The following is a 21,966-nucleotide window of genomic DNA, read 5'->3' as shown; positions in this document are numbered from 1 at the left end:
CGGAGTGGGCACGATGCGAACCGTTTCGAGATGGATCCTGGCTTTGGGGGCGACAGCGGCCGTGAGCGCGGGGGCAAGCCCGTCATGGGCGCAGCAGACGATCCGCGTCGGCTGGACGATCCCGGCCGAGGAATCGAAGTACTGGATGATGCGCCGCCCGGCTGAGTTTCCCAATATCGGCAAGACGTACAATATCGAATGGACCCAATTCCAGGGCACCGCGCCTATGACGCAGGCCCTGGCAGCCGGTGCGCTGGACTGCGCGACGCAGGCGCCGCTCTCCCTCGCCAATGGCGTGGCCGGCGGCAATCTCAAAGCCTACATCGTGGCGCAGCACGTGTTCGAGAAGCCCGGCGGCTTCTCGGTCTACTGGGCCGTGATGGATGACTCGCCGATCAAGACGATTGCCGACCTCAAGGGCAAGACGGTTGGCATTTCCGTGATTGGCGGTGGTACGCAAGGCCCGTTCAACCTGCTCCTGAAGCAGAATGGCGTCGATCCGGCCAAGGATATCAAGCTGGTCGAGGTCGGCTTTGCCGTCTCCGAGGATGCGCTGCGCCAAGGCCGCGTCGATGCGGTGAATATGAACCAGCCGTTCGCCGCGCGGGCGGAGGCAAAGGGCGGTACAAGGAAGCTCTTCTCGCTGTCCCAGGCCATGCCGAACATCGTGCATATCCTGGAAGCCTGCCGTGCCGATTTCGTCGACAAGAACCCGGAACTGGTCAAGACCTATGTCCGTGACATCACCTCGGGCATGAAAAAGGCGCTGGCCAACCGCGAGGAGACTCTCAAGGTCGTCAATGAAGTGCTGAAGGCGCCGCTCCCGGTGCTTGAGACCTACCTGCTCAAGGATAACGATTTCGGCCGTGATCCAGGCGCGGCGCCGAACTTCCCGGCAATCCAGAAGATGCTGGACATCTACGCCGAGACCGGAATGCTGCCGAAGCTGGATGTCGCGCAGTTCAAGCATCCGACGATCGTCGCGCCGCTGCAGTAAGGCCACCAGGCGGGTGATCCGAGCCAGGTGCTCGCGGGCGTCCCGGGTCATCCGGGACGAGGCACGAAGAAGATGCACGTATGAAGAAGTTGCGATCACGAGTCACGACTGACGGTCTCGACCGGGCCCCGCACCGCGCATTCATGCGCGCGATGGGGCTCGACGACGCTGCGATTGCCAAGCCGATGGTGGGCGTTGTCAGCATGAAGGGCGAGCAGACGCCCTGCAACATGACCCACGATTTTCAGGTGGCCGCGGCCAAGACGGGCATCGAGGAGGCCGGCGGCACGCCGCGTGAATTCTCGACCGTGTCGGTTTCTGACGGCATCAGCATGAACCACGAGGGAATGAAGTTCTCGTTGTTTTCGCGTGAACTGATCGCCGACTCGATCGAGGCCGTGGTCCACGGTCTGGCCTACGATGCGCTGATCGGATACGGCGGATGCGACAAGACGCTTCCCGGTGTGATGATGGGCATGGTTCGCTGCAACGTGCCCTCCATCTTCATCTATGGCGGCAGCGCGCTGCCGGGCCGCGTGGACGGGCGCACGTTGACGGTGCTCGACTCCTATGAGGCCGTTGGCAGCTTCATGACGGGTGAGATCGACGGCGCCACGCTGGAGCGGATCGAACGTGCCTGCTTGCCGACGATCGGCGCGTGCGCCGGCCAGTTCACCGCCAACACCATGGGAATGGTCTCGGAGGCGATGGGCCTGACTATCCCCAACGTCTCGATGGTGCCCGGCGTCTATGCCGAGCGTGCGCAGATATCTCGGCGCGCCGGATGCCTGATCATGGAGATGCTGGAACGCGGCGGGCCGTTGCCTCGCGACATCGTGACGCGGAAGTCCCTCGAGAACGGCGCGGCGATCGTTGCGGCGACGGGTGGTTCGACCAACGCCGCGCTGCATCTGCCCGCCATCGCCAATGAGGCCGGCATTGCGTTCACGATCGACGATGTGGGCGAGGTCTTCTCCAGGACGCCCCTGATCGGAAATCTGCGCCCCGGGGGCAAATACACCGCAAAGGATGTCTACGACATCGGTGGCGCGGCGGTCGTGATCCGTGAGCTGATCCAGAGCGGGCACATCGATGGCGAATGCCTGTCCATCACCGGCCGGACACTTGCCGAAGAATATGGCACCGCCAACGCGCCCGATGGAGAAGTCGTATACGCGGCGGGCGCGCCGATCATGCCTGACGGCGGCGTGGCGGTGCTGAAGGGAAATCTTTGTCCCGACGGTGCGGTGATCAAGGTCGCAGGTTTGAAGAGTCAATTCTTCGAAGGCGTGGCGCGCGTTTTCGAGGACGAGGAAGCCTGCGTCGCGTCGGTTCGTGACCGCAGCTACAAGGCGGGCGAGGTCCTCGTGATCCGCAATGAGGGGCCGGTCGGCGGCCCCGGCATGCGCGAGATGCTCGGCGTCACTGCGCTGATCTACGGGCAGGGCATGGGCGAAAAGGTGGCGCTGATCACCGATGGCCGGTTCTCCGGCGCGACCCGCGGCATGTGCATCGGCTACGTGGCCCCCGAAGCATTTGTTGGTGGTCCGCTGGCGCTCGTTCGCGACGGTGACAGGATCCGGATCGATGCCGCAAACCGGCGGATGGATGTGCTGCTCGATGAGCAGGAACTCACCGCGCGGCGACGAGATTGGAAGCAACGTCCGCCGCGTCACCGTGCGGGCGCGCTCGCAAAGTATGCGCGACTGGTTGGGCAAGCGCCGGGCGGAGCCGTGACGCATGAAGGCCCGGCAGAATGGCCTTGGTTCGAATGACGCACCGTACGGGTGCGAAATCGACCGCCTGTCTGGCAGGTTTCTTGCTAAGCTCGTGCCGCTGGCGGAGAACGTTCAGCAGGTTCGTCGAGGAATGTTCGCGCGAGTGAGACGGGATGACGATAGTGCCTGCGAGATCGAGCGAATGGGTGAGACCGGTGAGATCACAAGAGCCGGCTTCTGCAATCATCGAGATCGACCGCGTCTCGCAGGTCTTTCAGACTTCGGCGCGCAAGGATCATGTGGCGCTTTCCGAGATCTCGCTGACGATCGAGGAGGGCGCCTTCGTCTCCATCCTTGGGCCGTCCGGCTGCGGCAAGTCGACACTGCTTTATATCGTCGGCGGTTTTGTCAGTCCGACCAGCGGCTCGGCGAAGATCAAGGGACATGCGATCACGGGTCCCGGTCCGGATCGCGGACCGGTGTTCCAGGAATTTGCGCTGTTTCCCTGGAAGACCGTGCTGGGCAACGTGATGTATGGCCCGCGTCAGCAAGGAGTGCGCGCCGCCGAAGCGGAAGCGCAAAGCCGGGCCTTGATCGAAATGGTTGGCCTCAAGGGCTATGAGAGCTTCTACCCCAAGGAATTGTCGGGCGGCATGAAGCAGCGCGTGGCGTTGGCGCGCACGCTCGCTTACCATCCGGAAGTGCTGTTGATGGACGAGCCGTTCGGTGCGCTCGACGCGCACACTAGGACGCGGCTGCAGAACGACCTTCTCAACATCTGGGAGCGCGACCGCAAGACGGTGCTGTTCGTCACCCATTCGGTCGACGAAGCCGTCTTTCTCTCGGACAAAGTCGTGATGATGTCGAAATCGCCCGGCCGCATCCGCGAGGTGATCGACATCGATCTGCCGCGACCGCGCCGCCGCAACGAACTGTTGCTCGACCCCCGCTATCAGAAGTACGTCGTCGATATCGAGCGCATGTTCGATGAAAGCGACGAAGTCGGGTCGGCATCATGATGTCGTCGGCCACCTTGCTCAGACGGGCCGCTCCGGTGCTGGCCTGCATCGGGTTGCTGGCCGTGTGGCAGGTTGCATCGCTTGCGCTCAAGAACGACAGCCTCCCGACGGCAACCGAGGCGATCCGGGCAATTCCGGATATTCTCGGCGATAAGGAATCCCTCATCAACATCCTGGCCTCGCTTCGCCGAATGGCGATCGGGTTCGGTGTGGCGGTGCTGGTTTCGATTCCGCTGGGCCTGCTGATGGGACGCAGCCGCGGCGTCGCGGCCTTTTTCAATCCGCTCCTGATGGTGATTTATCCGGTGCCGAAGGCGGCATTGATGCCGATCATCATGCTTTGGCTGGGCGTCGGCGACGTCACCAAGACATTGGTGATCTTCCTGGGCGTCAGCCTTCCCGTGATCTATCACAGCTTCGAGGGGGCCAAGGCCGTCGAAGAGAAGATGCTGTGGTCAGGTGCCGCGATGGGGCTTTCGCCGGCGCAACGCCTGGTGCGGATCGTGTTGCCCGCGGCGCTGCCGGAGATCCTGACCGGCTGCCGCACGGGACTGGTGCTGGCGCTGATCACGATGATCACCAGTGAGATGATCGCCCGCCAGTCCGGCGCCGGCAATATCCTGTTCAACGCGCTCGACATGGGCCAATACGACACCGTCTTTGCGATGATCATCATCGTGGGCGCGATGGGTATCTGTCTCGACGCGATTTTTGAAAGGGTTCGGGCCAGACTCGTGCGTTGGTCCGAGCCTCAGTTCGACATGCCGCTGAGTTTTTCGTGATGTCGCGCCTTCTCTCCGCAAGCGTCCTTCTCGGCATTGCCCCGATCGTGCTGGTCATCGCCTTGTGGCAAGGCCTGGTATCATTCGGCTTCGCGCCTGCGGTCTTGCTGCCGCCGCCTGGCTTCGTCTTCGGCCGGCTGCTCCAGCAACTCGTGACGTGGACGTTTCAGCAGGAGATTGCCGCAACCCTGGTCCGGCTATTTGCAGGCTTCGCGATTGCCGTCGTGCTGGGTGTCAGTATCGGCATTGCCGCCGCCGCCAATCCGGCGATCAATGCCGTGGTTCGGCCGATCGTCCGCGTATTGGCGCCGCTGCCCAAGGTCGCGCTCTATCCGGCACTTCTGCTCTTGCTCGGATTCGGCCACGGGTCGAAGATCACATTGGTGGCCGCGGACGCGCTCTTTCCCATTCTGCTCTCGACCTATTACGGCGCGTCGACCGTCGAACAGAAGCTAATCTGGTCGGCGATGGCGGCGGGAACGCCGCGCTACGAAATCCTCTTCAAGGTGGTACTGCCGGCGGCGATGCCGTCGATCCTGACCGGATGCCGGATCGGGCTTGTCATTTCCTGCATCGTGGTGTTTCTGGCCGAGATGATCACGTCGACGGACGGATTGGGGCACGCGCTCGTGACCGCGGCGCGAACTTTTCAGGCCGTCGACATGTTCGTGCCGCTGATCACGATCTCGCTGCTGGGCCTGATCTTGAATGGCCTGCTCGGCGCGTTGCGCTCGTACCTGCTGCGGGGCTTTCCTGAGGCGTGAACCGACCAAGAAGAAACCAGAAGACCGGGAGTGAACCATGCTGGCTGATCGCATCGAGGCAAAATGGATCGACGCATTTTGCGAGATCTTTGAACGTTGCGCCGTCAAGGCCGGCGATACCGCGGCGATCCTGTCGGAAACCCAGTCGCGTGCGTTGAATGTGCATCTGGCGGAGCTCGCGCTGCTGCGTATGGGCGCACGGCCGTTTCACGTGGTGATGCCCACACCGCGCAACCGCAATATCGTTCCGGTTCGCTCAACGGGGGCGAGCGAGGCGATCCAGAAGCTTGGGCCAGTCATCAGCGCACTTCAGCAGGCCGGCTTCGTGGTGGATTGCACCATCGAAGGCTTGATGCACGCGGTGGAGACGCCGGAGATCCTCAAAGCCGGTGCGCGGATCCTGGTGATCTCGAACGAGCATCCCGAAGCGCTGGAGCGGATGGTGCCGGATCCTGCGCTCGAGAAGCGCGTTCGTGCGGCGGCGAAGATGTTGCGGGGGACCAAGCGGATGCGGGTGACCTCGAAGGCCGGCACCGCGCTCGATGTCGATATGGTCGGCGCGTCCACGGTCGGTGTCTGGGGCTGGACCGACAAGCCCGGCACGCTGGCGCATTGGCCAGGCGGAATCGTCGTCAGCTTCCCCAAGAGCGCGACCATCAACGGCACGCTGGTGATGGCGCCGGGCGACATCAATCTCACCTTCAAGCGCTACCTGACGTCACCTGTGAAGATGACGTTGAAGGACGACTATGTCGTCGAGCTGGAAGGCGAAGGCACGGATGCCGCCATGATGCGCGCCTATCTCGCGGCCTGGGGCGATCGTGAGGCCTATGCCGTCTCGCATATCGGTTTCGGCATGAACCCCGGCGCGCGCTATGAAGCGCTGTCGATGTACGACCAGCGCGACACCAATGGCACCGAGATTCGGGCCGTCTCCGGCAATTTCCTGTTCTCAACCGGCGCGAACGAATTCGCCGGCCGCTACACGGCGGGGCATTTCGACCTGCCGATGATGGGAACGACGATCGAGCTCGATGGCGTCGCGGTCGTTCGCGAAGGCGTGTTGCAGGACGTCTTCGGCTAACTGCGGTCGAGCACGGGTGGACGCGCCAGGTCGAAGTGGCGCAGCAGACCCACCATGGCCTGGAGCCGCTTTACGCGATAGGCGTCAACGTCCATACCCGAATAGTCGAGAAAGCCGGCCCCCGTGCGTAACCCGATCCGACCTTCATGCATGTTGCGTGAGATGACGTCCGGCGCGCGGTAACGGTCGCTGCCGAGCGCGCCTTCAAGATAGCGACTGGCGTAGTACAAGATATCGCCGCCACCCCAATCGATGAATTCGAGCAGTCCGAGTACGGCGTAGCGGAAGCCAAAACCGTAGCGGATCGCCTTGTCGATCTCCTCGGCACTGGCGACGCCTTCCTCGACCATGCGTGCGGCCTCGTTCATCGCCAGCGCCTGGATGCGCGGAACGATGAAGCCGGGCGTCGCCGCGCAGACGACCGGGACCTTGCCGATGCCTTCGAGCAGTCCCTTGACCTCGGCGACGATTGCCGGATCGGTGCCCTTGCCGGGCGAAACCTCGACCAGCGGAATCAGATAGGCCGGGTTGAGCCAATGCACGTTGAGGAAGCGGCGAGGATTCACGATCGCGCCGGAGAGATCATCGACGAGGATGGTCGACGTCGTCGATGCAATGATCGTGTCGGGTCGGAGCTGCCGTGAGGCTGACCCAAGCACCTCGCGCTTGAGCTCGACGACCTCCGGAACCCCTTCGAAAACCATACCGGCCTCGGAGAGTGCTGCCCCGCTCTGGCTGGCGGGCACCACCGAGACGCGCGCGACGAGCGGATCGACATCAGCCTCCGTCAGCAGCCCCAGCTTGGACAGGCTGGCAAAGGTCTTCGCGACCTCACCGAGCGCGTCCGCCTCCAGCTTGGCAAACTCCTCCGCGGAGCGCGCCTTGACGTCGATCATCGTGACCTGATGCCCGGCGTAGGCAAACGCGACGGCGATGCCGCGTCCCATGCGGCCAGCCCCCAGACAGACGATATCGGCGCGATTGATCATCGGTCAAAATCCATTGCGAAGCAACGTCTGCAATTCAGCCTTGCTGAGATTGTCGAGCCCCAGCGTCTCAAGCGTTCGGCCGCCCTGCGCAAAGCTCTCGCCGCAAATCGCGCCACCGATCGCCAGAAAAGCTTTCGCCAGCGGCGTGGCCACGCCGGCCAGGCCGGCAACGGAGACCAGCAGCGACAGCCCAAGCCGCAGGTCCTCACGCATATAGCGGTGCTCCGTCAGCACGATCCGCTCGCGCCAGTCGCCGGAATCCGTCAGCCGGTCATGCGAGCCGCGGCCATACATCCAGATCTCGCCTTCTTTCGCATAGTGATGGGCGAGCGGGAAATGCGGTGCGCCGTAACCAAGCGCTTCGCGTACGGCAATCCGCTCGATGTCGAGCGCGTCGGTCACCCGGCGGATCGCGGCCTGCGTGCCTTCCTTGTGAATGTCCCAGCGCTCGAAATGTTCGATTGGACCTGCATTCATCACGATCAGCGGCGGATGGATGATCGGCCCTGCATTCATCAGCGCACCGGACAGCGCGTCTCCGCACGGCTCGATCGTATCGGGGAAAGCGCGTCCGATCACCTCGAGCGCATGCGGTGCCTGGTCGAGCGGGAACACGCCGACTGGAAGCCGTTTGGCGCGGATGGTGATCGCGACCTCGAACGGTCCGTGCTTGCGGGTGAGCCACGGCAATGTGCCGGTTTCGGCAAAGCTTGCCTTGGCCTGGTTCCCAGCTTCCCGCGTGGCCTCTGCGAAGATCATCGAGCCGAATGTCGCTGGCGGCAGAAATACGACCTGACCGTCCCGCAGATGCGGGGCGAGCAGGCGAGCGATATCGGTCTGCGCGAAGGCAGGCGCGGGGCACAGGATCAGCTCGGTGCCGTTGACAGCTTCGGCGATGTCGGTCGTGACCAGCGCGAGCTTCACGTCGTGGCGGCCGTTGTGATCCTTGACCAGGATGCGCGAGCCGGCGGCGCGATGTGCCGCGACTTGATTGGCATCGCGGCGCCAGAGCCGCACCTCATGCCCCGACAGCACAAAATCGCCCGCGGCCGCGAAGGAGCCGTTTCCCCCACCCAGAACTGCAATCTTCAAGATGCTTCTCCTTGCGCGCGCGACTGCGCATCGAGCTGCTTCAGCAGGAAATGCTGGACCTTGCCCAGCGCGGTGCGCGGCAGGTCGGTGACGAAGACGATATCGCGTGGCACCTTGTAGCGGGCCAGTTGCGTCTGGATGTGTGTCTTGAGTTCATCCGCTTCGAGCCGGGAGCCGGATCTCCGGATCACATAAGCGATCGGCACCTCGTCCCAGCGCGGATCCGGCCGGCCGATCACGGCGCATTCGCTGACGTCAGGATGTTCGAGCAGGACGCGCTCGACCTCGGCCGGATAGACGTTTTCTCCACCTGAAATGATCAAGTTCTTCTTGCGGTCGCGGACCCAGAAATAGCCGTCGGCGTCGCACAGGCCGATGTCGCCGGTGCGATACCAGCCGTCGTGCAACGCATCACGCGTGGCGTTTGCATTGCCCCAATATTCGAAGAACACATTGGGACCGCGCACCGCGATTTCGCCCGGCGTGCCCGCCGGCAGTTCGTTGCCAGCCTGATCGATGATCTTTGCCTCGCAGCACAGGCCGGCGAGTCCGGTCGATCCCACCCGCGAGAGGTCGCCGCCGAGGCGCGTATAGATCGCGATGGGGCAGGTTTCCGTCGAGCCGTAGACCTGAAGCACCGGGACATCGCGCGCGACGAAACGCTCGATCAGATGCGGCGGCACGATGGTCGAGCCCGTGGCGACGGCCTTGAGTGACGAAAGATCCGTGGCGGCCCAGGCAGGATGCTCGCTCACCGCCTGGATGATTGCAGGCACCATGACCGTGAGTGTCGGCCGCTCCCGTTCGATGGTCGCGAGCGCGGTATCCGGCGTGAAACGCGCGTGGACCGTGACGGTCGCACCAAGCTGCAGTGCCGGCGTGGTCTGGATATTGAGGCCGCCGACGTGGAAGAACGGCAGCACGGTCAGCACATGATCGTCGGACGACATGTTGTGCATGTGCTGGCTCATGACACCGTTCCAGAACAGCGCCTCCTGGCGCAGCACTGCGCCCTTCGGCCGCCCGGTTGTCCCCGACGTGTAGACGATCAGCAGCGGGCAGGAGAGATCGGTGTGCGGATTTCGGCTGCTGCCGTCGCTGCGCGCCAGCAGGCTTTCGAATGTCGTGCCGCGGGGCGGTGCGAAGTCGAGGCCGACGACGGCAGTCCCCGGCGCAGTCCGGGCGAGCCCGGAAAGAACGCCCTCAAATGCCTGCTCGAGCACCAGCACCTTGGCGCCCGCATCGGTGAGAATGAAGAGCTGCTCGGCGACGGCGAGCCGCCAGTTCAGCGGCACAAGTATCGCGCCAAGTCGCGCGCAGGCATAAAGCAGAACCAAATAGTCCGGCCGGTTCAAACTCAGGATCGCGACGCGGTCGCCACGGCCGACGCCGAGCTCCTGCTTCAATGCCGTCGCGGTGTGTTCGATGCGTGCGGCGAACGCCGCATAGCTCAGCCGTTCCCCTTCGAAGGCAATGGCTGTCTTGTCTGGCGCGAACGCCGCGTTGCGATCGATCAGACTGCAGAGGTCCACCGTCAGTCGTCCGTCTCGCCGGTCTCATACAGCGCCTCGCGTCCGATCCGGTCGAGGCAGAGTTCGGCAGTCCAGGGCAGCATCAGCGAGCCGCAGCGGCTGTCGCGATAGATCCGCTCCAGCGGCAGCGAGCGAAGCATGGCCTGGCCGCCGCAGGTGCGGATCGCGAGCGCGGCGAGCTCGTTGGCACCCTCCATCACCGAATATTGCGCGGCGTAGGCCCGCAGCACCTGCTCCTTGCTCGGATTGGCGCAGGCTTCGGTGACGGCCTGGAACCAGATCGCCTTGATCTGCTCGAGCTTGATCTGCATCTGCGCGACCGCGATCTGCTTGGTCGGATACATCCGCCGCTTGACCGGCGGCATGCCCGGCACTTCGCCGCGCAGATAGCGCACGGTGAAGTCATAGGCGGCTTGAGCCAGGCCCATATAGGTCGGCGACAACGTCAGGAACATGTGCGGCCAGCGCATCGCGGCCTGGAAATAGACGCCGCGCGGCATCAGTGCAGAGTCGGTCGGCACGAACACGTCCTTGAACAGAAGCGTCCGTGAAACCGTTCCGCGCATGCCGAGCGGGTCCCAGTCACCGACGACCGAGACGCCTTCGGACTTGGCTGATATCGCGAGGTAAAGCGTGTTGCGGCGGGACGCCTTCTCGCCTTCCTCGATCTCGGTGCAGAGCACGCCGTAATAGTCGGCGTGGCCGGAGAGCGATGCAAAAATCTTCTTGCCGTTGACGATCCAGCCGCCCTCGACGGGCCTTGCTTCCGTGCCGAAGGCGACACCGCCTGCGGCGGCCGCTCCGCCCTCGGAGAAGGGTTGCGAATAGATCGCACCGTCCTCGACGATGCGCTTGTAGTGAACCGCGCGCCGCCGCTCGTGCTCGGCGCGGGTGTCCGCGTCCATGTCGAGATCGTCGGCGAGCGGCCCCGACCACAGGGTCGAGCACACGTGCATGTTCCAGGTCAGCGCGGTCGCGCCGCAATAGCGGCCGATCTCGGCAGCCGCCAAAGCATAGGTCTGGTAGTTCGCGCCGAGCCCGCCGTGTTTCTTGGGCACGGCAATGCCGAGCAGACCGACACGGTGCAGGTCGCGATAATTCTCGATCGGGAAGGTCGCCTCGCGATCGTAGGTCGCAGCGCGAGCGGCGAACACGCTTTGGCCGATCTCCCTTGCGCGGGTGATGATGCCGGCCTGCTCGTCGCCGAGGCGGAATGCAACGGGATCGAAGATCGGCGCATCCAGTGCAACCTTGTCGGTCGTGCCGATCGTCTTGCTGACTTGCATGGTCATTGCGCAGTCACCTTACGCTTTGGTCGCGAGAGAGTTCAGGAACCGGCCGAGGGCCTCGTCGAAGGCCTCGGGGCGCTCGAGGTTGGCGAGATGGCCGACGCCGGCGAGCTCGACATATTCGGCACCAGGGATGTAGCTCGCCGTCTTTGCCATCATCGGCGCGGGCGCATTGTTGTCCTTGGAACCCGACAGCAACAGCGTGGGGACGGAAATATTCGCAAGCGTGCTGCGCTGATCGAAGCCGATCAGAGCCAGCATCATGGCACGATAGCTTGCTTCGGGCACGCTCCCCATGCATTCGCGTGCAAGCTCCATCCCGTTCGGATCGGGATCGTCGCCGACAAGCTCCTTCACCAGCGAGGGCGCCAGTGACTTCATCGTCTCCCCGCGATCGAGCGGCCCGAGCCGTGCCGCGATGAACGATTTCTGCCACTCGCCCTCGGCCTTGCCGAAGGCAGGGCTGGTCTGCGCCAGTACGACCGCGCGTGCCAGCTTTGGAGATTGCACCAGCCATTTCTGCACGATCATGCCGCCGATCGAGTGACCGACCAGGATGGGTCTGGCCGCGCCGAGTTGTTCGATGAATTGCTGGAGTGCCGCCGCCAGGGCAGCAATACTGACGCTGGCGAGCGGCGCCGATCTGCCGTAGCCCGGCATATCCCATGCAATTGCGCGGAAGCCTCCGCCGAACGTGGCAAGTTGCCGCCGCCAGGCCCGCGCTGCACCGCCGATGCCGTGCAGGAAAATGAGAGGTGTCGCATTCGGATCGCCCGCGGCTTCATAGGCGAAGCGTCCGTCCTTTGTTATCATTGGCACAGGCTGCGACACGCGACATCCTTTTGCTTGGCCCTTGATGCTAACAGGCCTGTGGGGGATGGGAAGCGATAATTTTATACTTAAAGCAATTTTCGGGCCGCCCTCTCGTGTCGTGACGAGCGCCGCTTTCGTTGCAAAAATTTGAAGGTTAAAATATATCGGAGGAACGATCATTGGATCCGAGGGAGCCTGCGCATGTCCGGATTGCCGCACTCGCCGCACGCACTGGTGACCGGTGGTGGCCGCGGCATCGGCCGCGCGATCGCGGCGTCTCTTGTCGGTGCCGGGGCCATCGTGACGGTGCTTGGCCGGAATGCCGCGACTCTTGCGGAGGCGGTCGACGCCGGCGCCGCGCATTTTGCGGCCGTTGCCGATGTTTCGGACGAAACGTCGTTGAAGGCCGCTATTAGCGAGGCCAGCGCGCGGCAGCCGATTGATATCCTGATTGCCAACGCAGGCAGCGCCGAATCGGCGCCATTCGCGAAGTCTGACGCCGCTCTTTTTGCGCGCATGATGGATGTCAATTTCATGGGCGTGGTCCACGCCGCCCGTGCTGTGCTGCCGGGCATGAAAGATCGCCCCTATGGCCGAATTGTCGCGGTCGCGTCGACGGCGGGGTTGAAGGGCTACGCCTATGTCAGCGCATACAGCGCGGCCAAGCATGCCGTGATCGGTCTGGTGCGTTCCCTTGCCATCGAGATGGCCGGAAGCAATATCACCGTGAACGCTGTGTGTCCGGGCTTCACCGACACTGATCTCGTCGCCGGCAGCATCGAGAACATCATGACCAAGACGGGGCGTAGTCGCGAGCAGGCGATCGCAGAGCTCGCGAAACACAATCCGCAAGGACGCCTGATCGCACCTCGGGAAGTGGCAGACGCGGTGCTCTGGTTGTGCGGCGAGGGCGCCGGCGCGATCACCGGGCAGGCGATTGCCGTGGCCGGGGGCGAAGTCTAGCGTGAATGGCGCAGGCGCGGAACAACGAAGCCAAGGAGATCGCATGAGCAGACCAGCAAATCCCGTCACCATTCCGCTCGCGGACTATTCGCCGCAGCACTTCGTGCTGGCGGTGGTCGACGGCGTCGCGACGGTCACGCTCAACCGACCCGAACGAAAGAATCCGCTGACGTTCGAAAGCTACCGGGAACTGACCGATTTCTTCCGCGCTTGCGCCTTCGACGACCAGGTCAAATCCGTCGTCGTCACCGGCGCTGGCGGCAATTTCTCGTCCGGTGGTGACGTGTTCGAGATCATCGGCCCGCTGGTGAAGATGGACACCAAGGGTCTGACGGCCTTCACGCGGATGACCGGCGACCTCGTCAAGGCGATGCGGGCCTGCTCGCAGCCGATCATAGCCGCGGTCGAGGGCATCTGTGCCGGGGCTGGTGCGATCGTCGCGATGGCCTCGGACATGCGTCTCGCGGCGAGCGGGGCCAAGGTTGCGTTCCTGTTCAACAAGGTGGGTCTTGCAGGTTGCGACATGGGCGCCTGCGCGATCCTGCCGCGGATCATCGGACAGTCCCGCGCCTCCGAGCTGCTCTATACCGGCCGGTTCATGACTGCGGAGGAGGGTGAGCGCTGGGGCTTCTTCAGCCGCATCGTGACGTCGGAGCAGGTGCTGCTCCAGGCGCAGGTCCTGGCCAAGCAGATCGCGGAAGGGCCTACCTTCGCCAACACCATGACCAAGCGGATGCTGGCGATGGAATGGGCCATGTCGGTGGAGGAAGCGATTGAGGCGGAAGCCGTTGCCCAGGCCCTGTGCATGACGACGGCCGATTTCGAGCGCGCCTTCGAGGCCTTCGCCAACAAGGTCAAGCCGGTCTTCAGGGGCGACTAACGGCGTCTTTGTCGAGCCGGCCAGCAAGGGGGGACTTGCGCGAAATTATTTTAGGCTTAAAATAGTTTCATGGCCGGGTGAATTGGCGAGGCTCCCATGAAAGTCGCGATCATCGGTGGCGGACCTGCGGGTCTTTACGCTGCGATCCTGCTCAAGAAGCAGCGCCCGGGCGCCGACGTCACGGTTTATGAGCGTAATCGGGCCGACGACACCTTCGGCTTCGGCGTGGTGTTCTCGGATGCCACGCTGGACAATTTTGAAAAACACGATCTGCCGAGCTATCGCCGCATCACCCAGGAGTTCGCCTACTGGGACGACATCGCCGTGCATTTCCGCGGCACGGTGCACCGGGTCGGCGGTAACGGCTTTTGCGGCTGCTCGCGGCGCAAGCTGCTCCTGATCCTTCAGGAGCGGGCCCGCGAGCTTGGCGTCGTCCTGCACTTTGAGGTGGACGTTGACGACGAAACCCGGTTTGCCGACGCCGATCTCGTCCTGATTGCCGACGGCATCAACAGTCGCTTCCGCGAGAAATACCTCGATCATTTCCAGCCGGAGGTCGACCTCCGCTCCAACAAGTTCGCCTGGATGGGCTCGACCAAGCCGCTCGATGCCTTCACCTTCATCTTCCAGGAGACCGAGTGGGGGCCGTTCATCGCCCACGCCTATCAGTATGAGGCCGGACACTCGACCTGGATCTTCGAGACCGATCCCGAGACGTTCGAGCGGGCTGGCCTCACAGGGCTGGACGAGACGCAGTCCGCCGCGCGGATGGCCGAGATTTTTGGCTGGTTCCTCGATGGACATAAGCTGCTCGTCAACCGTTCGATGTGGCGCAATTTCCCGATGATCCGCAGCAAGCGCTGGGTCAAGGACAACATGGTGCTGCTCGGCGATGCCAAGGCGAGCGCGCATTTTTCGATCGGCTCCGGCACCAAGCTCGCGATGGAAGACGCGATTGCGCTGGCCGATGCGATGGAGAAAGCTCTCAGCATCAAGGCGGCGCTTGATGTCTACGAGCACGGCCGCCGTGAGGAGGTCGAGAAGACGCAGCACGCCGCCGACGTCTCGCTGGTCTGGTTCGAGCATGTCGACCGCTTCTGGAATTTTGATCCCGTGCAGTTCGCCTTCGGCGTGATGACGCGCTCGAAGGCGATCACCTATGACAATCTCAAGCTCCGCGCGCCCGATTTCGTGGCTGAGGTCGAGACGTCATTTGCCAAACAGGTTCGCGACAGCGGCTTTGACGTCGACATCAAAAAGCCGACGGTGCCGTTGTTCCAGCCGTTCCGCCTGCGCGAGATGGAGGTCGCCAACCGCGCCGTGATGTCGCCGATGTGCATGTATTCGGCGAAAGAGGGCGTGCCGACCGACTTCCACCTCGTGCACTATGGATCGCGCGCGATCGGTGGCGCCGGCCTCATCTTCACGGAGATGACCTGCGTCAGCCGCGATGCCCGGATCACGCCGGGCTGTGCCGGTCTGTGGAACGACGAGCAGGAGGCGGCGTGGCGGCGCATCGTGGGCTTTGTCCACGGCAATTCGGCCGCGAAAATCTGCCTGCAACTGGGCCACGCCGGCCGCAAGGGTGCGACCAAGCTGATGTGGGACGGCATGGACCGCCCGCTGGACGAAGGCGGCTGGGACGTGTTCTCCGCATCGCCACTACCCTATTTCCCCGACAGCCAGGTGCCGCGCGAGCTCGATCGCGCCGGCATGAATGCGGTGCGAGACTCTTTCGTCGCGGCGGCCGAGCGCGGCGAGCGCTGCGGCTTCGACATGCTGGAGCTGCACTGCGCCCACGGCTATCTGCTCGCCAGCTTCATCTCGCCGCTGACGAACACCAGGACGGACGAATACGGCGGCTCGCTCGACAACCGTCTGCGCTTCCCGCGCGAGATCTTCGAGGCGCTCCGCGCGGTCTGGCCGTCGCACAAGCCGATGTCGGTACGTATCTCCGCGACCGATTGGGCTGACGGCGGCATCACCGGTGACGATGCGGTGGCGGTTGCGCGCGCTTTCGCCGAGGCTGGTGTCGATCTCGTCGACGTCTCGACGGGACAGACGGTCCGCGACGCGCAGCCGATCTACGGCCGCATGTTCCAGACGCCGTTCTCGGATCAAGTCCGCAATGAGGCGCGCGTCGCCACGATGTGCGTCGGCAACATCACGACGGCGGACCAGGCCAATACGATCCTGGCGGCTGGCCGGGCGGATCTCGTCGCCCTTGGGCGGCCGCATCTGGTCGATCCGTTCTTCACCATGAGGGCGGCGGCCTGGTACGGGGCAGAAAGCGCATTCTGCCCGCCGCAATATCTGCCCGGGAAGGATCAAATTTTCCGCAACAGCGTCCGCGACCGCCAGGATCTGGAGGAGCTGCGCATTAAGGCTAAGCCCAAGACCCGGGCCGAGCTCAAGGCGGAGGCGACAAAGCCGCTTGCGGCGGAGTAACTGCCCGTGCGACGTTAACCTCATTGCCTGGCATATTTCGAGTGGAGTAAGGGCGATGAAGGCGATTATCGTCGGTGGCGGTATCGGTGGTCTCACCACGGCGCTGATGCTGCGTTCGCGTGGCATCGGATGCGAGATCTTCGAGCAGGCTGACACCATTCGTGAGCTCGGCGTCGGCATCAATACGTTGCCGCATGCCATGCGCGAGCTTGCCGGACTCGGCCTGCTCCAGAAGCTCGACGATGTCGCGATCCGCACCGATCAGCTTTACTATCTCAACCGCCACGGCCAGGAGGTCTGGCGCGAAGCCCGCGGCATCGACGCCGGTCACGACGTGCCCCAATTCTCGATTCATCGCGGCCGGCTTCAGGGCGTCATCCATCGCGCGGTCGAGGAGCGGCTCGGAGTGGATGCAATCCACACCGGCTGCCGCCTCGGCGCGTTCACGCAGGACGAGGGCGGCGTCACCGCTTACTTCTTCGATCGTGCCGGCGCGCATGTCCACACCGCGCGCGGCGACATCCTGATCGGCGCCGACGGCATCCACTCCCGCGTCCGCGAGACGTTGTTCCCAAATGAAGGTCCGCCGTGCTGGAACGGCTTGATGCTGTGGCGCGGTGCGCGCGACTGGCCGCTGTTTCTCACCGGCAAATCGATGATCGTGGCCGGCGGCCTCAATGCCAAGGTGGTGATCTATCCGATCGCGGAGGGATCGAGCTCGGCGAGCCGCCTGACCAACTGGGCCGTGCTGGTGAAGGTGGGCGAGGGCAATGCGCCACCGCCGCGGAAGGAAGACTGGTCGCGGCCGGGCCGCCGCGAGGAGCTGATGCCGCACGTCGCCCGCTTCTCAGTGCCTTATGTCGACGTCAAAAGCCTGATCTCGGCGACGCCCGAATTCTACGAATATCCGACCTGCGACCGCGATCCCTTGCCCTACTGGTCGTCAGGACGTGTCACGCTGCTCGGCGATGCCGCGCACCCCATGTATCCGGTCGGCTCCAACGGGGCCTCGCAGGCGATCCTCGATGCGCGCTGCCTTGCGGACGCGCTTGTGCGAGCCGAGCATCCGCGCCAGGCTCTGCTCGAATACGAGAAGAAGCGCCTGCCGATGACGGCGGATATCGTGCGCTCCAACCGGCGCGGCGGCCCTGAAGGCGTCATCGACGTCGTCGAGCAACTCGCGCCGGATGGATTCGACAATGTCGATAACGTGCTGAGCTATTCCCAGCGCGAGGCCATCGTGCGCGGCTATGCGACCAAGGCGGGCTTCGCCGCAGTGCCGGGGCTTGCGGCGGTGCGCGCTTAAGACCTGCCGCTAGCCAGCGCCGGGAGGCGGCGGCAGGAAGTGGATGTTGAACTCGGCGGCCATCGCCACCACGTCCTCGGGCTTCTGTTCCTTCATGTTGTGAAGGCCCCAGAACAGGTCGAACAGCTTCTTGGTCGGTGACACCCAGAACAGCACCTTTGCGGTCTGCTCCGACTTGTTGAAGATGCCGTGCGGCACGCCCATGCCGAGGCGGATCAGGTCGCCGGCGGTCGCCTGCGACTCGGAATTGCCCAGCATGAAGTCGAGCTTGCCCTCCAGCATGTAGAGATATTCATCCTGGTCGGGATGAATGTGCGGCGGCACGAACGTGCCCGGCGGCAATGTCGCGTGCCAGGAGAAGCTGTGCTCGGTCTTGCTCTTCGGCACGTAGGTTTGACCGAGGATGTTCCAGGAAATGCCCTGGATCCCCTCGTTGGCCCGGGTAATGCCGGTGATCTCGCTGCTCATTGAAGTCCTCCCTTAACGCGACGCGCGGCTGTAGTTCGCCGCCTTACAGTCCTTGGCGTAGCGGTCGCCGTAATTCTCGAAGACCTTCTGCACGATCTCGGTCTGGAACTTACCGTCCGGACGCTTGGCGACCTTGGTCAGATAAAAATCCTGGATCGGATAGCCGTTGGTGTTGAACTTGAAGGTGCCGCGCAGCGAGGTGAAGTCGGCTTTCTTCAGCGCGGCCTGGACCGCGTCCTTGTTCGACAGGTCGCCCTTCACGGCCTTGACCGCGCTGTCGATCAGCATCGCGGCGTCATAGGCCTGGAAGGCGTAGGTGCCGGGCACGACATTATAGGCGGCTTCATAGGACGCGACGAACTTCTTGTTCTGGGCATTGTCGAGATTGGGCGCCCAGTTGGCGCCGCCGAACATGCCGACGGCCGCATCCTGCTGCGCCGGCAGCGTCGATTCATCCACCGTAAACGCCGAGAGCACCGGAATGCTGTCGGCGAGGCCCGCCTGCCGGTACTGCTTGACGAGATTGACGCCGAGACCGCCGGGCATGAACGTAAAGAGTGCGTCGGGTTTCTGCGAGGAGATCTTGGAAAGCTCCGGCTGGAAGTCCAGCGTGTTCAGCGGCATGTAGGATTCCTCGACGATCTCGCCCTTGTAGTCGAGCTTGAAGCCCGCCACCGAATCCTTGCCGGCCTGATAGTTCGGCACCATCAGGTACATGCGCTTGTAGCCGCGATCCTGCGCGACCTTGCCGAGGATCTCGTGCACCTGATCGTTCTGATACGAGGTCACATAGAAGAACGGGTTGCAGTCCTTGCCGGCAAAGGTCGACGGGCCGGCGTTGGGGCTGATCAGAAAGGTCTTCGATTCCGTCACGGGCCGGTGGATCGCCTGCAGGATGTTGGAGAAGATCGGGCCGATCACGAAGTCGACCTTGTCGCGTTCCAGCAGCCCCTTGACCTTGGTCACCGCCGCGTCCGGCTTCAGTTCGTCATCGACGACGACGACCTCGACGTCACGGCCGCCCATCTTGCTGCCGAGGTCCTTTACGGCGAGCGCAAAGCCGTCGCGAACCTGCTGGCCAAGCGCGGCGGCTGGTCCCGACAGGGTCACGATCACCCCGAGCTTGATCTTCTCCTGGGCGAGGGCGGGGGTCACGGCGGTGCCGAGCAGCAGGGCTGTTGCGGCCAAGGTCGATTGCATTCTCATGATCTGTCCCTCGTGACGTCAGGGCTTGCGCCGCAAGCCGCGTACTTCAATCCAAGCTTATGCTGATGATGGCGGTCGCGGCAAGCAGCGCTCAAAGTGTCGTCATCCCCGCGGGCAGCGGCGCATGCAAGCGGCGCGCCAATTATTTGAAGCCTAAAGAAATTGGCGTGCGGTCGATTGTTGCAGCTTTGGACTTGCGGCCGGCGTCGATTTATTTGAAGCTCAAAATGTTGGGGAATCCGTGCCGGCGCCAATGCCCGCCGAGAGTGAACGCACCGAGATGCTCGATTCCGAGACCAAGGCCGTCGAAACGCCGGAAGACCATGCCGACGAGCTTCGGCTGTGGCTGCGCCTTCTGACCTGCACCACCCTGATCGAGGGCGAGGTTCGCGGCCGGCTGCGGCAGCGGTTCGACGTCACGCTGCCCCGCTTCGATCTGATGGCGCAGCTCGACAAGGCGCCTGACGGCATGACGCTGTCCGATGTCTCCAAGCGCATGATGGTGTCGAACGGCAATGTCACCGGTCTCGTCGAGCGCCTCGTGGAATCCGGCCATCTCGATCGCCGGACCTCGGAGACGGATCGCCGGGTCCAGGTGATCCGCCTCACGAAGCTCGGCCGCGCCGAGTTCCGCAAGATGGCCGCGGAGCACGAGACCTGGATCGCCGATCTCTTCGCCGACCTCTCGCCGAAGGATGTGCGCGAATTGATGCGGCTGCTCGCCAAGACCAAGGCGTCGGCGCAGAAATCGGCCGCGCGCCGCCGGCCGTAAGCGCCGCCGCCCAATCCCTTTTGCCGCAGGAAAAAGCACGGAATGCCCAAAATCCGCTATTGCGCCAAATTGTTTTAAGCCTAAAATATTTCCCAGATCGTGCTGCCGGGTGCAATCCATGCTGAAAGGAGCGTGCGATGGCCAACGCCGCCAAGATTCAAGTGTCGGGCTCGCATGACGGCAACGCTGCGACGGCCCATGTCGATACGTTTGCGCGGCAGCATCTGCCGCCACGCGAGCTCTGGCCCGAGTTCATCTTCACGCGGCCGGAGCTGCACTATCCGTCGCGACTGAACTGCGTCAGTTATTTCCTCGACCGCTGGGTCGAGCAGGGCCATGGCGATGCGCCCTGCGTCATCAGTCCCGCCGTCAGCTACACCTATCGCGAGCTGCAAGCGCTGGTGAACCGTATCGCCAACGTGCTGGTCGGCAAGCTCGGTCTCATCCCCGGCGGGCGTGTGCTGTTGCGCTCGGCCAACAACCCGATGATGGTCGCGACCTATCTCGCAGTGATCAAGGCCGGCGGCATCGTCGTGGCAACGATGCCGCTCTTGCGCGCCAAGGAGCTGTCCTACCCGATCCAGAAGGCGGAGATTGCGCTCGCGCTGTGCGACGGAAAGCTCGCCGAGGAGATGGAGAAGGCAAAGGCTGCGGCGCCAATTCTCAAGCGAGTTGTTTATTGGGGCAATAGCGCGGCGGACTCGCTCGAAGCGCTCAGTGCTGACGCGAGCCCGGAGTTCAAGGCCGTCGATACCGCCTCCGATGACGTCTGCCTGATCGCCTTTACGTCCGGCACGACAGGCGATCCCAAGGGCACCATGCATTTCCACCGCGACATGCTCGCGGTCTGCGACGGCTATGCGCGCAACATCCTGCGAGCCGAGCAGAAGGATCGCTTCGTCGGCTCGGCGCCGCTCGCGTTCACCTTCGGCTTCGGCGGCGTGCTGTTTCCGATGCACATCGGCGCCTCCTTCGTCGTGCTGGAGAAGACGACGCCCGACGACGTGCTGACGGCAATCGAGCAATACAAGACCACGGTCTGCTTCACGGCGCCGACCGCTTACCGGGCGATGATCGGCAAGCTGCCGGGCCGCGACATCTCCTCGCTTCGCAAATGTGTTTCCGCGGGCGAGACGCTGCCCAAGCCGACCTTCGACGCCTGGCTTAAGGCGACCGGGATCAAGCTGATGGACGGCATCGGCTCGACTGAATTGCTGCACATCTTCATCAGCGCGGCCGAGGACGAGATCCGCCCCGGCGCAACGGGCAAGCCCGTGCCGGGCTATGAGGCCAAGATCGTCGACGATGACGGCCACGATTTGCCGCCGGGCACGATGGGGAACCTCGCGGTGCGCGGGCCGACCGGATGCCGCTATCTCGCCGACGAGCGGCAGCGCAAATACGTCAAGAACGGCTGGAATATCACCGGCGACACCTACCTGATGGATAGCGACGGCTATTTCTGGTACCAGTCTCGCTCCGACGACATGATCGTGTCGGCCGGCTACAATATCGCGGGCACCGACGTCGAGGCGGCGCTGCTCACGCATCCGGCGGTCGCCGAGTGCGGCGTGGTCGGTGCCCCCGACGAGGCGCGCGGCATGATCGTGAAGGCCTATGTCGTCGCCACGCCCGACGTGACACCGGACGCAGAGCTCGTGACCGAGTTGCAGGAACATGTCAAACGCGAGATCGCGCCGTATAAATATCCGCGTGCCATCGAATTCGTGACGCAACTACCCAAGACCGAGACCGGAAAATTGAAGCGCTTTGCCCTGCGGCAACTGGCGCAGGCCGCCGCAACGTCCTCAGGCGTCGCGGCGGAATGAGAAGAGGATGAAGAA

Annotated in this window: 19 protein-coding genes; 12 read left to right on the top strand and 7 right to left on the bottom strand. The window is 63.6% G+C overall.

Annotated features, from left to right (window positions below; genetic code table 11):
• Positions 1 to 13 precede the first annotated feature (13 nt).
• The 6 genes from GGD61_RS04345 (at position 14) to GGD61_RS04320 (ending at position 6,364) form a co-directional block, all read left to right on the top strand.
• Positions 14 to 997 (top strand): ABC transporter substrate-binding protein, encoded by a 984-nt coding sequence (locus tag GGD61_RS04345; RefSeq protein WP_183230289.1) that lies wholly within the window; start codon positions 14 to 16, stop codon positions 995 to 997.
• 80 nt (positions 998 to 1,077) lie between these two features.
• Positions 1,078 to 2,772 (top strand): dihydroxy-acid dehydratase, encoded by a 1,695-nt coding sequence (gene ilvD / locus GGD61_RS04340; RefSeq protein ID WP_092260859.1) that lies wholly within the window; start codon positions 1,078 to 1,080, stop codon positions 2,770 to 2,772.
• 116 nt (positions 2,773 to 2,888) lie between these two features.
• Positions 2,889 to 3,734 (top strand): ABC transporter ATP-binding protein, encoded by an 846-nt coding sequence (locus GGD61_RS04335; RefSeq protein ID WP_183230287.1) that lies wholly within the window; start codon positions 2,889 to 2,891, stop codon positions 3,732 to 3,734.
• Positions 3,731 to 4,516 (top strand): ABC transporter permease, encoded by a 786-nt coding sequence (locus GGD61_RS04330; RefSeq protein WP_092260864.1) that lies wholly within the window; start codon positions 3,731 to 3,733, stop codon positions 4,514 to 4,516. Before GGD61_RS04335 ends, GGD61_RS04330 begins: the two co-directional genes overlap by 4 nt.
• Positions 4,516 to 5,280, top strand: coding sequence for an ABC transporter permease subunit (locus GGD61_RS04325; protein WP_210310970.1), 765 nt, complete (start codon positions 4,516 to 4,518; stop codon positions 5,278 to 5,280). Before GGD61_RS04330 ends, GGD61_RS04325 begins: the two co-directional genes overlap by 1 nt.
• 37 nt (positions 5,281 to 5,317) lie before the next feature.
• Positions 5,318 to 6,364, top strand: coding sequence for a peptidase M29 (locus GGD61_RS04320; RefSeq protein WP_183230283.1), 1,047 nt, complete (start codon positions 5,318 to 5,320; stop codon positions 6,362 to 6,364).
• On the opposite strand, the gene GGD61_RS04315 is transcribed toward GGD61_RS04320, so the two are convergent.
• Genes GGD61_RS04315 through GGD61_RS04295 form a run of 5 tightly spaced genes read right to left on the bottom strand, consistent with a single transcriptional unit; the run spans position 6,361 to position 12,097 of the window.
• The gene (locus GGD61_RS04315) at positions 6,361 to 7,353 is read right to left on the bottom strand and encodes a 3-hydroxybutyryl-CoA dehydrogenase (protein ID WP_183230281.1); all 993 of its coding nucleotides are present in this window, start codon (positions 7,351 to 7,353) and stop codon (positions 6,361 to 6,363) included. The genes GGD61_RS04320 and GGD61_RS04315 overlap by 4 nt on opposite strands.
• Positions 7,354 to 7,356: 3 nt before the next feature.
• Positions 7,357 to 8,445, bottom strand: coding sequence for an NAD/NADP-dependent octopine/nopaline dehydrogenase family protein (locus GGD61_RS04310; protein WP_183230279.1), 1,089 nt, complete (start codon positions 8,443 to 8,445; stop codon positions 7,357 to 7,359).
• The gene (locus GGD61_RS04305) at positions 8,442 to 9,977 is read right to left on the bottom strand and encodes a class I adenylate-forming enzyme family protein (protein WP_183230277.1); all 1,536 of its coding nucleotides are present in this window, start codon (positions 9,975 to 9,977) and stop codon (positions 8,442 to 8,444) included. The genes GGD61_RS04310 and GGD61_RS04305 overlap by 4 nt, the downstream gene beginning before the upstream one ends.
• Positions 9,978 to 9,979: 2 nt before the next feature.
• Positions 9,980 to 11,269, bottom strand: a complete 1,290-nt coding sequence (locus GGD61_RS04300) for an acyl-CoA dehydrogenase family protein (RefSeq protein ID WP_018319238.1) — start codon at positions 11,267 to 11,269, stop codon at positions 9,980 to 9,982.
• A 12-nt stretch (positions 11,270 to 11,281) separates the two neighbouring features.
• Positions 11,282 to 12,097, bottom strand: coding sequence for an alpha/beta fold hydrolase (locus GGD61_RS04295; RefSeq protein ID WP_183230342.1), 816 nt, complete (start codon positions 12,095 to 12,097; stop codon positions 11,282 to 11,284).
• A 183-nt stretch (positions 12,098 to 12,280) separates the two neighbouring features.
• Here GGD61_RS04295 and GGD61_RS04290 point away from each other — a divergent pair, with 183 nt between their 5' ends.
• The 4 genes from GGD61_RS04290 (at position 12,281) to GGD61_RS04275 (ending at position 17,676) form a co-directional block, all read left to right on the top strand.
• The gene (locus GGD61_RS04290) at positions 12,281 to 13,042 is read left to right on the top strand and encodes an SDR family NAD(P)-dependent oxidoreductase (RefSeq protein ID WP_183230275.1); all 762 of its coding nucleotides are present in this window, start codon (positions 12,281 to 12,283) and stop codon (positions 13,040 to 13,042) included.
• A gap of 43 nt (positions 13,043 to 13,085) precedes the next feature.
• A complete protein-coding gene (locus tag GGD61_RS04285; RefSeq protein WP_183230273.1) occupies positions 13,086 to 13,922 on the top strand; it encodes an enoyl-CoA hydratase family protein in 837 nt (278 codons plus the stop codon).
• Positions 13,923 to 14,018: 96 nt separating this feature from the next.
• Complete coding sequence (locus GGD61_RS04280) at positions 14,019 to 16,370, top strand: bifunctional salicylyl-CoA 5-hydroxylase/oxidoreductase (RefSeq protein ID WP_183230272.1); 2,352 nt, start codon at positions 14,019 to 14,021, stop codon at positions 16,368 to 16,370.
• Between the two features lie 55 nt (positions 16,371 to 16,425).
• On the top strand, positions 16,426 to 17,676 hold the full coding sequence (locus GGD61_RS04275) for a flavin-dependent oxidoreductase (protein WP_092260882.1): 1,251 nt from the start codon (positions 16,426 to 16,428) through the stop codon (positions 17,674 to 17,676).
• A 9-nt stretch (positions 17,677 to 17,685) separates the two neighbouring features.
• Here GGD61_RS04275 and GGD61_RS04270 read toward each other — a convergent pair whose 3' ends face one another.
• Both GGD61_RS04270 and GGD61_RS04265 read right to left on the bottom strand, forming a co-directional pair.
• Positions 17,686 to 18,144, bottom strand: coding sequence for a cupin domain-containing protein (locus GGD61_RS04270; RefSeq protein ID WP_018319243.1), 459 nt, complete (start codon positions 18,142 to 18,144; stop codon positions 17,686 to 17,688).
• Between the two features lie 12 nt (positions 18,145 to 18,156).
• Positions 18,157 to 19,350, bottom strand: a complete 1,194-nt coding sequence (locus GGD61_RS04265; RefSeq protein ID WP_183230270.1) for an ABC transporter substrate-binding protein — start codon at positions 19,348 to 19,350, stop codon at positions 18,157 to 18,159.
• Positions 19,351 to 19,603: 253 nt separating this feature from the next.
• Here GGD61_RS04265 and GGD61_RS04260 point away from each other — a divergent pair, with 253 nt between their 5' ends.
• Positions 19,604 to 20,122, top strand: a complete 519-nt coding sequence (locus tag GGD61_RS04260; RefSeq protein ID WP_018319244.1) for a MarR family winged helix-turn-helix transcriptional regulator — start codon at positions 19,604 to 19,606, stop codon at positions 20,120 to 20,122.
• A 137-nt stretch (positions 20,123 to 20,259) separates the two neighbouring features.
• Positions 20,260 to 21,951 carry a benzoate-CoA ligase family protein gene (locus tag GGD61_RS04255; RefSeq protein WP_183230268.1) on the top strand — a complete coding sequence of 564 codons (1,692 nt, stop codon included), beginning with the start codon at positions 20,260 to 20,262 and terminating at the stop codon, positions 21,949 to 21,951.
• The last annotated feature ends 15 nt before the right edge of the window (positions 21,952 to 21,966 follow it).

Source organism: Bradyrhizobium sp. SBR1B (genome assembly GCF_014198205.1).
Classification (GTDB): domain Bacteria; phylum Pseudomonadota; class Alphaproteobacteria; order Rhizobiales; family Xanthobacteraceae; genus Bradyrhizobium.
This window is presented reverse-complemented; position numbering and strand designations above follow the sequence as displayed.